General features: G+C 44.7%; 9 protein-coding genes. 3 read left to right on the top strand and 6 right to left on the bottom strand.

The window, feature by feature from the left end:
- The first annotated feature begins 81 nt into the window (after positions 1–81).
- Genes EC328_RS02085 through EC328_RS02075 form a run of 3 tightly spaced genes read left to right on the top strand, consistent with a single transcriptional unit; the run spans position 82 to position 4219 of the window.
- Positions 82–831 carry an ABC transporter ATP-binding protein gene (locus tag EC328_RS02085; protein WP_206363894.1) on the top strand — a complete coding sequence of 250 codons (750 nt, stop codon included), beginning with the start codon at positions 82–84 and terminating at the stop codon, positions 829–831.
- A complete protein-coding gene (locus EC328_RS02080; RefSeq protein ID WP_128425270.1) occupies positions 832–2919 on the top strand; it encodes a COG1361 S-layer family protein in 2088 nt (695 codons plus the stop codon).
- A 16-nt stretch (positions 2920–2935) separates the two neighbouring features.
- Positions 2936–4219: an ABC transporter permease gene (locus EC328_RS02075; RefSeq protein WP_164906005.1), complete on the top strand. Its 1284-nt coding sequence runs from the start codon at positions 2936–2938 to the stop codon at positions 4217–4219.
- A 230-nt stretch (positions 4220–4449) separates the two neighbouring features.
- Here the strand turns inward: EC328_RS02075 and EC328_RS02070 are convergent, their stop codons facing one another.
- The 6 genes from EC328_RS02070 to EC328_RS02045 all read right to left on the bottom strand — a co-directional run bounded on the left by EC328_RS02070 (position 4450) and on the right by EC328_RS02045 (position 13996).
- Entirely contained in the window at positions 4450–6060 is a 1611-nt protein-coding gene (locus tag EC328_RS02070; RefSeq protein ID WP_128425268.1) for a CTP synthase, read from the bottom strand.
- Between the two features lie 193 nt (positions 6061–6253).
- Positions 6254–8608 carry an ATP-binding protein gene (locus tag EC328_RS02065; RefSeq protein ID WP_128425267.1) on the bottom strand — a complete coding sequence of 785 codons (2355 nt, stop codon included), beginning with the start codon at positions 8606–8608 and terminating at the stop codon, positions 6254–6256.
- Positions 8609–8839: 231 nt separating this feature from the next.
- Positions 8840–10021, bottom strand: a complete 1182-nt coding sequence (locus EC328_RS02060) for an MFS transporter (RefSeq protein ID WP_206363893.1) — start codon at positions 10019–10021, stop codon at positions 8840–8842.
- Positions 10022–10212: 191 nt separating this feature from the next.
- On the bottom strand, positions 10213–11868 hold the full coding sequence (locus EC328_RS02055; RefSeq protein WP_128425265.1) for a peptide ABC transporter substrate-binding protein: 1656 nt from the start codon (positions 11866–11868) through the stop codon (positions 10213–10215).
- A 126-nt stretch (positions 11869–11994) separates the two neighbouring features.
- On the bottom strand, positions 11995–12978 hold the full coding sequence (locus tag EC328_RS02050) for an ABC transporter ATP-binding protein (protein WP_128425264.1): 984 nt from the start codon (positions 12976–12978) through the stop codon (positions 11995–11997).
- A 1-nt stretch (position 12979) separates the two neighbouring features.
- Positions 12980–13996, bottom strand: a complete 1017-nt coding sequence (locus tag EC328_RS02045; RefSeq protein ID WP_128425263.1) for an ABC transporter ATP-binding protein — start codon at positions 13994–13996, stop codon at positions 12980–12982.
- Positions 13997–13999 lie beyond the last annotated feature (3 nt).

Here is a 13999-nt window from a genome sequence, read left to right as displayed (position 1 = left end):
ACAAAAGAGTCGGCGATCGCCGGCTCTTATTCTTACATATGTTCAAATTTAATCGTTTTGTAACTACTATTTTCTCTCCATATGTTAGACTTTATTTGTATCGAGAAAGAGGTGGTCAAGCTGGAAGATCTTATTCAACTGAGGAATCTCAGAAAAATATATAAGATGGGTGATGAAAAGATCATTGCTCTGGACAATATTGACCTTGATATTGGCAAAAAGGAGTTTGTGTGCTTGATCGGAACCTCAGGCTCCGGTAAGAGTACGTTGCTAAATATGATGGCCGGTCTTGAGAAGCCCACAAGAGGGGAAATAATAATAAATGAAATGCATCTGGAGAAGATGGATGAGAAGCAGCTTGCCAAGTTCAGGCAGCTTAACATAGGCTTTGTGTTCCAGTCGTACAACCTTATCCCCACTCTCACAGCCTTGGAGAATGTTAGCCTTGTGCTTACCTTCAGGGGTGTTCCAAAATCGAGCAGAGACAAGGTTGCAGCAAAGATGCTTAAGAATGTCGGCCTTGGAAACAGGCTTCACCATAAGCCCTCGGAGATGAGTGGGGGTCAGCAGCAGCGTGTAAGTATTGCAAGAGCGTTTGTAAGCAATCCCAGGATAGTATTTGCAGACGAGCCGACAGGAAATCTGGACACCAAGACCACCTACGAGGTAATGGACCTGATAACAGGAATGGCAAAGGAATACAGCCAGACACTTGTAATTGTTACTCACGACGTCGAGATATCCGGGTACGCACATAGAGTCATACACCTAAGAGACGGCAGTATTGAGAGGATAGACATCAATAAATCTTCAAAGGAGGAAATAGGATAGATGAAACGATTATTAAGCAGGCTATTGATATTTGCAATAATATTTACGATGCTCCCGGCAGGGGTTTGGGCTGAAGAAGATTTAGCCACATCAAGTCCTTACTACCCAGATCTTATGCTAATAAGCTCTAATTCTATTAGGGCTGAGGCTGGCGATAGGGAAACTATTGAAATAGAATTAAAAAATGTAGGCACTGAAAGGGCTACAAATATAGTAGCCACTCTATATTCTGATGAGACAGGTACTGTTCTGGTTACCGGTTCTTCGAGTAAGAAAATTGATGATATTGGCTTCGAAACTAATAATAATGTAGAGTCTGAATACTTCACTATTGATATTGACGATGATGCTGAGGATGACACTTATCAAATGCGATTAGAAGTAGTGTATTATAATGAATATAACAATGTCGATATTCACCCAGTGAAATACACTCTTTCTAAGACCATCAATGTCCGAGTAACCTCCTCCCCCACAACTCCCGAGTTAATTGTCTCCAGAGTTGATCTTATGCCGGTAATAGTTTTACCTGGTGGAGACTTCATAGTCGGCTTCGAGCTTGAGAATGACGGTGACGGACCAGCAAGAGACATAAAAGCCTCCATAAAAGGACTAACAGTTGACACCTTCTCATTAAGAGCTGGACTTAGCACAAAAACACTTACCTCGATAAACAGAGGCAAGAAGGATTATATATACTTCGAGCTAAAGGCTGCAAAGGGACTCAAAGCAGGAAATTATGAGCTCGAGCTTGAGTACAGCTACAAAGATGATAAGGGAACTAAAATAGGACCGGAAAAAGAAGGGTTCAGCATCCAGGTGGGATCAAATCTGGAGCAGGCGGCAAACCTTTTACTCCAAAACATAACCTATCCTTCAGGGCCTCTGGGTCAGAACAAGGAAGTAAAGGTTTCAATGGAAATAAGAAATCAGGGTCAGTCCATTGCGAAAAATGTCGTAGTAAACGCTGACAGCCAGGAATCGAGCGGACTTGTTCCAAAGTCGCTTAGTACCGCTAAAATAGATGCGATAGCACCAGGCGAGACAGTTAAGGTTGAATTCTTATTCCTGACTGCTCCAAATGCAATGACCAGCAACTACCCGATCAATATTACAGTTGATTACACCGACGATTTGGTATCTCCGGAGTTGAGAGATCAGATTTCGCAAATGATCGGAGTATTTGTAAATGCACCTGATGAGGATGCAAATCTGTCAACTCCGAAGTTAATAATAGATAGATACAGCTTCAGCCCGACAATGGTGGAAGCAGGACAAAACTTTGAAATGTACCTGTCCTTCTATAATACAAACAGCTCGAGGGCTGTAAGAAATATAAAGATTTTCCTCACAGCTGAGGAAGAAACAGATTCAGGCTCAGTATTCACGCCAGTTAACAGCTCCAATACCTTTTATATCGACAGTATCGCACCTAAGGGCAGGGTTGAAAAGACAATAACAATGTTCACCATACCGGATGCCAAAGCGAAGACCTACACCATAACTGCAAACTTTGAATATGAGGACTCTGCAGCCAATCCCTACCAGGCTCAGGAATTCATAGGCATACCTGTAGTTCAGCAGTCGAGGCTTGAGACCGGTGAAGTGGGTTACTTTCCCGAGAGCTATGTAGGTCAGTCGACTCCTGTATCTGTAGAATTCTATAACACTGGAAAGGTAACTCTTTATAACATGATGGTAAAGCTGGAGGGCGACTTCCAGACAGAAAACGGTCAGTATTATGTTGGTAATTTCGACAGCGGAAGCAGCGAGTACTTTGAGGGGTATATTATCCCTATGAATCCTGGCGAGCTTTCAGGGGATATCGTCTTCACATTTGAGGACTCCACAGGTCAAATGCAGGAGGTACGAAAGCCCTTTACGCTTAATGTTATGGATATGATGCCCATGCCTGAGTTCCCTGAGGGCGAGCCTCCAATTGAGGAGCCCATGCCCGAAGGTTCAGGCGGCATAAAGTCCTTCCTCATACCTGCCGGGGTTGCTTTAGCAGCTATAGTTGCAGGTGTGATCTTCTACAGAAATAGGAAGGCAAAAAAAACACCAGAGGAAATGGAAATAGATGAATAGCCTTGATTTAGTCAGAATGGGTGTAAAAAACCTGTGGAGAAGAAAGCTTAGGACCTTTCTTACAGTCCTTGGTGTAATTATAGGCGCAACATCAATTATCGTTATGTTGAGTCTTGGTTTTGGTCTTAGCAAATCCTTTGAGGACCAGATATCCCAATGGGGGAGTCTCACTACAATAAACGTGTACAAACGGTGGGAGGATCCTTCAATGCCCTCCGGCGGTGGAGAACCTGTCAAGCTGGATGACAAGGCAGTTTTAAGCTTCAAGGCACTTCCGCATGTAATAGCGGTAAGCCCCACGCTTGAGGTTTATGGAACGATAATAAATGGAAGATATATCTCAGGAGTTCCCATCAGAGGTCTAGACCCTGATTCAATGGCTGAGTTCGGATTTGAGATAGCTGAGGGAAGGCTGCTTACCAGCAGCGATGAGCTAACCGTGGTATTCGGAAGCCAGATGAAGCAGAACTTCTACGATCCCAAGGCCAGGGTCTGGAGAGAGCCAAAGGTCGATCTTATGAAGGACCGGATGACCATGACTCTCAATCCAAGCTATGGGTGGGAGGATCCGGGAAATAAGGTGGTTTACAAGGAATATAAGATAAAGACTGCAGGGGTTCTTGCAGAGGGCAACTGGGAGTACAGCTATGGTGTGTTCATGCCCATAACCGAGGTCCAAAAGCTCATCAAGGAAAAAGAAAAGGCTGAGGGCGTAAAGCCCAAGCCCGGTCAGGATTCAAGCACTGACTATCAACAGATAAACGTGAAGGTCGACGACATGAAGAACGTTCAGGAGGTCCAGCTGGCAATAAAGGATATGGGACATGAGGCATACAGCCTTAATGACCAACTGGAAGCGATGAAGGAAACTGCAGGTATGATCCAGCTTGTGCTTGGAGGGATCGGTGCAATTTCACTTTTAGTTGCCGCAATTGGCATTACAAATACCATGGTAATGAGTATTTACGAGAGAACAAAGGAAATCGGGATAATGAAGGTAATAGGTGCCTCCATAAATGACATAAAAAGGCTGTTCCTGTTTGAATCAGCCATGATCGGGGTGCTTGGAGGAGTTATAGGGATTGGTTTCTCGTTCCTTTTGTCTTATCTCATCAACCACTTCGGCAGTCAGTTTGGAGGTTTCTTTGGAGCATCAGGGGGATCCAAGATATCGATCATTCCTGTTTGGCTTGTATTTGCATCCTTGGGATTCTCGGCATTGATCGGGATAATTTCAGGTTATTACCCCGCAAGAAGAGCGATGAATCTTTCGGCCATTGAGGCGATAAGGACGGAGTAACATAAGTGATGTGTTTGAAATAATCGAGGGGTAATACTTTTATCGGACCGCTCACGGCCGCTTGGCCAGGAAATGTCCTCAAAAGTGTTACCCCTCAATCTTCTTCGTGTTAATTGCAACATCCGGTTGAATGTTTATCACTTCCATACTCAGGAAGTCAAAGACCTCCACTACGGTCGGGATGACAAACCATTGTTGATCTCTGGGCGTCAATCGTCAATTGTCAATCGTCAATTATCCTTTCCCCTCTCCAACGCTGCCTTAACGAACTCCCTAAACAAAGGATGGGCTTTTGTCGGCCTTGACTTGAATTCCGGGTGGAATTGGGAGGCGACAAACCACGGGTGGTCCTTGATCTCAATTATCTCTACCAGATCCCCGTCAGGAGACAGACCCGAAAAGTTGAATCCTTTTTCCTCAAGCTGTTTTCTGTAAAGGTTGTTGAACTCGTATCTGTGTCTGTGTCTTTCGCTAATAATTTCAGTTCCATATGCTTCCCTCGCCTTAGAGCCTTCCTTCAATACACACGGGTAGGAGCCAAGTCTCAAAGTGCCTCCCAGCTTTGTAATATCTCTTTTATCAGGAAGTATATCGATTATCGGATAAGGTGTATTCGGCTCAAGCTCTGTACTGTTTGCACCAGTTAAGCCTACAACATTCCTTGCAAATTCTATGCTTGCAAGCTGCATTCCGAGACAAAGTCCCAGATAGGGCACCTTGTTCTCCCTTGCATATCGTATGGCTGAGATCTTCCCCTCCATCCCTCTTTGACCAAAACCCCCAGGTACGAGTATTCCATCTGCCTCACCAAGGAGCTCGGCGGCATTCTGATCCTTGACATCTCTTGAATGTATCCACTCAAGCTTTATCTCAGCATCATTTTCAATACCGGCATGTCTTAGTGCCTCAATGACAGAAAGGTAAGCATCCTTCAGCTCCACATACTTTCCAACAAGAGCAATCCTGACAGATCTGCTTGGATTTGTTGCCCTGTCAACCAGGTATCTCCAACCTGAGAGATCAGGAGCAGTGGATCTTAAGCCAAGGTGCTTGACCACATTTTCGGCAAGACCCTCAGCCTCGAGCAGAAGAGGTACCTGGTATATGCAAGCAGCATCCCCATTCTCGATCACTGAGCCTGGATCAAGGTCTGAGAACAACGCTACCTTATCCTTGATTCCACTGTCCAACGGCTTTTCAGTTCTTAATATCAATGCATCCGGTTGTATTCCTATACTTCGAAGCTCCTTTACGCTGTGCTGGGTAGGCTTCGTCTTTAGTTCTCCTGCCTTTGAAAGATAGGGTATCAGAGTGACATGGATGTACATAACATTCTCCCGTCCAACGTCATGCTTTATCTGTCTTATCGCTTCAAGAAACGGAAGCGACTCTATATCGCCTACGGTCCCTCCTATCTCAGAGATTATTACATCGACATCCTTGCTTCCTGATGCCTTTATTATCCTCTCCTTGATCTCATTTGTGATATGGGGAATCACCTGGACTGTCCTGCCGTCGTAATCTCCGTTTCTCTCTCGGTTGAGTACTGCCCAATAGACGCTGCCTGTAGTGACACTGCTGTCTGAGTCAAGATTTTCATCAATAAACCTTTCATAATGACCAAGGTCAAGATCTGTCTCTGCTCCGTCCTCAGTAACAAATACCTCTCCGTGCTGGTATGGACTAAGTGTCCCTGGATCAACGTTGATGTAAGGATCAAACTTCTGGATCGTCACCTTCAGTCCTCTGCTTTTCAGGAGTCTTCCCAGACTGGCTGCTGTGATCCCTTTCCCAAGGGATGACACTACTCCTCCAGTGATAAAAATGTACTTGGTTTCCACTTTGATTCCCCTCCCTCTTTATACACTTTTTAACTTGATTATTTTATCCCAATCACGTTAGTGAGTCAAAGGATTTGAGTGGAATTGCCATTGTTTTTTTGTTGTTTCTCAGTCTGAGAAATACCGGAAAACGAAAAAGCAACGAGACTGTCCCCAAACGACATCGTCAACAGGTATCACGGTCTTTTCCCGCTCATTTTTCCTCCTCCTGGGAATACATGGATTCCAGCTTCCTATTAATAAGCTGATCTATCTCCTCTGCAGTCTTATCCATCAGCACCTCGATCCCCTGATCTATATGGTCGATAGCATATATGTGAAACTCACCGTTTCTTACTGCTTCAACCACTTCCTCCCTCAATGTCAGATTGTTTAAGTTTGTTCTTGGTATCAGCACTCCCTGTTTGCCTGTAAGTCCCATTATCCTGCAAACCTGGTAATAGCCTTCGATTTTCTCATTTACCCCGCCTATAGGCTGTATCTCACCCTTCTGGTTCACTGATCCTGTTACGGCTATATACTGCTTGACTGGGACCTCTGAGATAGACGACAGTATCGCATAGAGCTCTGTACTGGAGGCACTGTCACCGTCGACTACTGAATAATTCTGTTCAAAGCCGATCCCTATGGTCAGGCCCAACGGATTTTTCTGAGCATACTTTTGTCCAAGATAGCCGCTTAGAATGAGTACTCCCTTGTCATGTATCCTCCCACTTTGGCGAGCCTCCCGTTCTATGTTGATTACTCCCTTCTCGCCCCTATATACGGTAGCCGTTATCCTGCTTGGCTTTCCGAAGCTGTATTCCCCTGTCCCCATAACAGCCAGTCCGTTGATTTGGCCTACCTCCTCGCCATCCAGATCGATAAGGAGGGTACCTTCGACAAACATTTCATTGAGCTTTTCCTCATACTTGTTGGATCGCTTTATTTTGCCGTCTATTGCTGTCTTCACGTGCTTCTCGGTGATGATCCCGCTACCGTCCTGCTCTGCCCACAGGTCAGCTTCGTATAATATCTCAATTATTTGATTGAATTGAGTGCTTAGCTTTCCCTGGTGGCCGGCAAGCCTTGTGCTGAATTCCACTACTCTTGCCACAGCAGCCTTGTCGAAGGGTCTGATGCCGCTTTCCTTTGTATGGGCAGATATAAATTCTGCCATCCTCCCTATGTTTTCGGGATTCTTCTCCATCTCTATATCGAAATCCGCCATGACCTTAAAAAGCTTCCTGAAGTCGTCATCGTAGTTGTAGAGGAGGCTGTAGGTATAATCATCTCCGATAATGATTACCTTGACGTCAAGAGGTATGGGCTCGGGCTTAAGACTTGAAGTGACGGCCATACCCATAAGGCGATTGTAGTTCTCGATATTGATTTCATTGGTTTTTAGTGACCTCTTAAGCATTTCCCAGGATATGGGGTTATTCAGTATCTCCTTCATTTGGAATACGATATAGCCGCCATTTGCCTGATGGAGAGATCCAGGCTTTATCTGCATGAAGTCTGTTGTCAGGATCCCCATATGGCTCCTGTATTCAATACTTCCCATCAGGTTGTTGTATACCGGGTTTGATTCATTTATGATGGGAGCGTGTTCCAGCTGGCTGTTGTCAACAAAGAGGTTGACCTTGTATCTGATGAAGAAATTATCGTCTGGGGGCATTTGGATATCAAATAGCGAGAAATTCTTCGCTGCCGCCTTAGGCTTGAACTTCTCAATATTCTCAATGATGTCCTTCTCAAGCTCGTTTAAATATATGGCAGTGGAGGGTATGCTTCCATACCTGTTCAGCAGCTTCTTTATGTCATACTGGATAAGCTCCTTTGCCATATGCTCATCCAGCTGAGTTAGATGATCCTCCAGTTCCTCATCCAGCAGCCTGAGGTCATTGAACTCTTCGACTGTAGCGATCCTCAGCTCCTCATATTTCTCCATCATCCCCTCGCGCTCTTCAAGCGACAATGAGCTGTATTCCTGCTCGTTTATGGGCTTTCCTTCCTTTAGGGGTATCGATATAAGTCCCTGGTCGCTTGGAGTATATACGAAGCCATACTCCTGGGATTTCTCATTTAGCTTCTTTAAGACCTCACTTTTTTTCTGGTTGGCTATTTTGAATAGGTTGTTTTTTCTGTTCTCATACTCGATCCCTGAAAATGCTTCAGGAATAGTCTTCTTAAAGCCCTCCACCAGGTCCTCTATGTCTTTTTTGAAATTCTTACCCTGACCAGGTTGAAAAGGCAGCGCCTTGGGGGACTCCTTCTTATTGAAATTATAGACGTAGACCCAGTCCTGTGGAACAGGCTGGTTTTTTGCGAAATCACATGCTATGGAATAAGTGAAGCTGCTGCGTCCTGTTCCGCTCAATCCGGCTACATATATATTATAGCCCTTCTTCTTCATCTTAAGTCCAAAGCTTAAGGCATCGACACCTCTATCCTGCCCGATTATCCCCTTAAGAGGCGCGACAGACTCAGTGGTCTGGAAATCAAGAAGCTCCATGTTGCATGGACTGGTCAGCTCTTCCGGCATCACTCTGTACTTATCCTTCATTAGTATCCCTCCCAACTTGTAAACACTCACCACTTTTATACCCATCTTTTTTTTTGCAAACAAAAAACCAGGCGTATACCTGGTTTAATAGAATGCATTTAACAGCATCGGCACTATCATGGCCACCACCATGATTATGGCCAGCACTACTGATACAGTTCTCTTTGCTTTCATAAAATCATTCCCTTCCAATTCTTATTATCTTAATTTTAAGTGTTTGGTCTTCCAATTTCAATTACTTTCTTTCCCGGTTCTTATAGTTAGCTGCATGATCCCGAGAACCAGTGCGATCGCGATGGCGATTATGGACAGCAGGAACGGGACCCTGTTGCCTATTCCGTATGCAAAACCTGCAATAAGGGCACCCAGCATTTCGCCCAATGACCTGGAGGCACTGAACAAGCCTGACATAAATCCAGCACCATACTCTGTGCTTTTTACTGCAAAGCTTTGGAGCATTGGGAAAAGCACAGTATGCATAGTAAAGTAGAAAAGACTCCACGCCATGAACGGAATTATACTTGTATTTGCGAATATCATAATTGCACCTAATAGAGTAAAACTTAGGAAAATTACAAAAGCATTCTTTCCCTTGTAGTTTCTTGCCAGCCACACATTTATAGTAAGATTTGCTATAAGTCCGAATATTCCAGTCCCTGCTCTCCATATACCGTTGACTATTGGCTTGAAATCCAGTTGCTCCTTCAGATAATAGTTGAAGGCATTCGTGTTGCTTGAGTAAGCTATAAATACAAAGAGGGTCACTCCCAGAAATATCAAGATCCATGGGGTGAATACCGCCTTTGATTTATCCTTATCCTTTAAAATATTCCAGATAAAGTCAGGCTTGGTGCTCTTTCCCGTAGGTGAATTAGTCTCTCCCAAGGTCAAATGTATTGCAAGGCTCACCGCCATCATCACCAATCCCTGGATATAGAATACATACCTCACTGGAAGATATCCAAGTATCCCTCCGATCAGAAATCCAATGGACATTGAAACGCTCATGACCGCTGAAAATGCTGCTATTCTCTCAGCTCTGTTGGATTCATCAGATACATCCACAACAGCCGCGAGAAATCCTACCATAAAGCCTCCGCTGAACATTCCCGCTATTGCACGTAAAAGGAGTATGTGCCAAAGCTGTGTGGACATACCATATGCAATCTGGGTCATGCCGTAAAGAAGAGTGGAGTATACCAGTGTCTTCTTTCTGCCATAATTATCTCCCAGGCTTCCCCAGATGGGTGATGTCAGGAAAACAGCCGAAACCATAAATGCCATGGAAGTTCCAAAAACATGATTTGGCAAGTTCAGCTCCGTAAAATACGTAGGATTTACAGGGTGGTGGAAGTTGGTAGCTAACCAAAGGAACACAGATATGATCATTAATTTTTTGTATTGTCTGTCCATCAATATCCTTCTCTCCATTTTAGCATGTCAGGATACATTTTAGCACAAAATAACCAAACAAACAACTATTGCCGAGAAAGCACCAGGGGCAGTCCCCATTGCTTTGAAAATAAGCAATGGGGACTGTCCCTGGTGCTTAATGTTTTAAAATAAAACACAGCCCCGAAGGACTGCGTTTAGTTTAGCTTAGATTATTCAACTATAGTTGCAGTTGAGAAGTCAAGAGTTCCAAGAACTGATCTGTCCCATCCCTGAAGCTTAGGTGATGCCAATATTACGTCGGTATAGTGATATACCGGGATTATTGGAAGCTCGCTCATAAGGATCTCCTGTGCCTCATAAAGGGCTTCAAAGTGCTCTGCTCCTCTAGTCTTAGCAGCCTTTGAAAGAAGCTCGTCATATTCAGCATTCTTGAAGTTAGGGTCGTTGTAAGCATTCTGGCTTGTAAAGATTGCAAGAAGTCCCATAGGATCCATGAAGTCTGTCAGCCATCCGCCTCTTGCCACTTCGTAGTCGCCTTCTTTTCTTGTATCCTGGAATACTGCCCACTCCTGGTTTTCAAGCTTAGTGTTGATTCCAAGGTTGGTCTTCAGCATTTCCTGAACAAGCTCAGCAACTTGCTGGTGTCCAGCACTTGTGTTGTACATGATCGTAAACTCTGGGAAGCCTGCTCCGCCTGGGAATCCAGCTTCAGCCAATAGAGCCTGAGCTTCAGCAACTTTACTGTTATCTGTTGCTATGCCGTAAGTTCCTGACTTCTCGAAGAAGTCGTTTCCTTCGTGATCAAGGAATCCTGGAGGTACAAAGCCTGCTGCAGGAATCTGTCCTGATCCCATTGTTTCAGTGATAAGCTCTCTGTCTATTGCAAGGTTAAGAGCTTTTCTTACTCTTACGTCCTGGAACATTGGAAGATCCATGTTGATGTTGTAGTAGTAGGTTCCCAATAGTGGGAATACATAGAAGTCTGGGCTTTCAGCTATCAAGGTTGGTATTTCAGCAGGAGGTACATCTGGTAAAAGATGAAGTTCGCCTGCCTGATATGCCTGGTAAGCTGTTGCTTGCTCATCTATGAATTTACCTTCGATCCTGTCGATCTTAACCTCTGCTGCGTTCCAGTAATGCTCGTTCTTAACGAGCGTCAAGCCTTCACCAATCTTATAGCTTGTCAGCTTGAAAGGACCGTTTGATACTGCATTTGCAGGATCCTTAGCCCACGCGCCGTCTGCTCCGGCCTCAACAGCTGATTGCTTGGTTGGCATGAAGTGATAGAATGACAATAAGCTGATGATATAGTCTGTAGGTGTAAGAAGCTTAACTTCAAGAGTGTAATCATCAAGTGCAGTTACTCCCACTTCGTCCAATGATGCTCCATTTACTGCGTCAAATGCGCCAACTATGTTTGTGTACTCCCAAATCCATGCATACTCAGAAGCTGTAGCTGGATCCATTCCTCTCTTCCAGGAATATACGAAGTCATGAGCTGTAAGAGGTGAACCATCTGACCACTTTGACTCTCTCAGATGGAAAGTGACTGTAAGACCGTCTTCTGATACATCCCAGCTCTCAGCGATTCCAGGATAAACAGTTCCGCTCTTCTCTCTTGTCAGACCCTCGAATGTCTGGTTGATTACGTCTCCACCATCACTTGCTCCGTTTAAAACTGGGTCGATCGTTTTAGGATCAGCACCTATATTCCAGTTGAAAACTACCTCTTTTGCTGGTTCTGCAGGTTGCTCCGCAGGTTGCTCTGGTGCTGGTGCCGGTGCTGGTGCAGGTTGCGCACATCCTGCCAGCAATGATATTGCCATTGTCAATACCAGCATAAGCGCTAATAGTCTTTTGTTCATTTTTTCCCCTCCTTATTGATGTTAATGCTGCTATTTAAACCGGACATTCCGGATTAAATACTCATTCAATTGATCCCTGTATTGCTTTTAACTAAGCTCACTTTAGTATATTATACCACATTTCAGCTATTTAACAAGATGGCAGGCAACGAAGTGGCCCGGCTCTACCTCTCGAAGCTCAGGAGTTACCTCTCGACAGACGTCCATCACGTATCGGCACCTGCTGGCAAACCTGCACCCCTCCGGTGGATCTATAGGACTCTTGACGTCTCCCTGAAGTATGATCCTCTTGTGTTCCTTGTTCTTCTTCGGATCCGGAATCGGGATCGACGACAGAAGAGCCTGAGTATATGGATGCAGCGGCTTTCTGTAGAGTTCGTTGCTCTCAGTTATCTCCATCATCTTGCCAAGGTACATTACGCCGATCCTGTCGGAAATGTGCTTAACCATTGACAGGTCATGGGCTATGAACAGATAGGTAAGCCCCATGTTGTCCTGAAGATCCTCAAGCATGTTTACTACCTGTGCCTGGATTGACACGTCCAGTGCCGAAATTGGTTCATCACATACTACAAGATCAGGTTCAACAGCCAACGCCCTTGCAATACCGATCCTTTGTCTCTGTCCGCCTGAGAACTCATGGGGATATCTGTTGGCGTGCTCCTTTTTTAGGCCTACTGTCGTTAGGAGTTCATATATCTTATCGAGCTTCTCCTGACCTGTGTAGAGCTTGTGAGTTTCTATACCCTCTCCAATGATCTCTGAAACAGTAAGTCTTGTGTTTAACGATGCGTATGGGTCCTGGAATATCATCTGGAGCCTTTTTCTGTACTTCATCATCTCATGCTGGGATATGTTGGTTATGTCCTCGCCATCGTAAATAATGTTTCCGCCGGTTGGCTGATAAAGTCTTACAATGGATCTTCCAAGTGTCGATTTGCCGCAGCCTGATTCTCCTACAAGACCAAAGGTTTCGCCTTTGTTTATGTGGAAGGTTACGTCGTCAACTGCTGTCAGGTTGCCGCTTTTTCTGTTGAAAAAGCCTCCTGACTCTATGGTGAAATATTTCTTCAGATTTTTTATTTCCAATAGTGGTCTGTTTTGTTCCATCCTACAGGACCCCCTTTCCAAAGCCTTCAACTGCCGGGGCATCCTCGTGGAGAAGCCAACAGGCTGATGTATGATCCTCGCCTACGTTAAACATTGGTGCAGGCTGTTCCTTGCATATCTGCATTACATGTGGACACCTTGTTGAGAATGGGCATCCTGCCGGGGGTTTCAACAGATCCGGCGGCGATCCTGCTATCGGCTTAAGTCTTTCCTTTTGCTCCCTGTCCATTCTGGGAACTGATTTCAATAACCCCTGAGTATAAGGATGCTGCGGACTTGCAAAAATGTCCTCGACGCTCCCCATTTCCATTGGCATTCCGCCATACATAACTATCAGGTCATTACAGGTCTCTGCTATGACTCCAAGGTCGTGAGTAATAAGTATTATCGACGTGCCGGTCTTAACTGAGATATCTCTCATTATATCAAGTATCTGAGCCTGGATGGTAACGTCAAGGGCTGTTGTCGGCTCATCAGCTATCAGCAGCTTTGGGTTGCAGGAAAGTGCTGTAGCAATCATTGCACGCTGTCTCATACCGCCTGAAAACTCATGAGGGTATGAGTTTATTCTTCTTTCAGGTTCTGGAATACCTACAAGCCTTAGCATTTCAAGAGCTCTTTCCGTAGCTTTATGCTTACCCAGTTTCTGATGTCTCTCTATTACTTCAACCATCTGGTTCTTGATTTTAAAAACGGGGTTCAGTGAGGTCATCGGGTCCTGGAAGATCATGGCTATGTCGTTACCTCTGATGTTTGACATCTGATTCTCGGAATAATTTGTTATGTCCTTTCCGTCGAATATGATGCTGCCTTCCTTTATCTTTCCAGGGGCGTCGATAAGCTTCATAACAGAAAGTGCTGTTACACTCTTTCCGCTGCCTGACTCACCTACAATACCCATTACATCTCCCTTTTTCATCTTAAAGGAGATCCCTCTTACTGCCTGTACCTCTCCTACATGGGTATAAAACGATGTCTTTAAGTTGTTTATCTCTAAAATATATTCTCTGTTATCCATATT

Origin of the sequence: Gudongella oleilytica, from assembly GCF_004101785.1 — a bacterium.
GTDB lineage: Bacteria > Bacillota > Clostridia > Tissierellales > Tissierellaceae > Gudongella > Gudongella oleilytica.
Note: the sequence above shows the minus strand (reverse complement) of the source record. Positions and strands in the feature narration are given on the sequence as shown.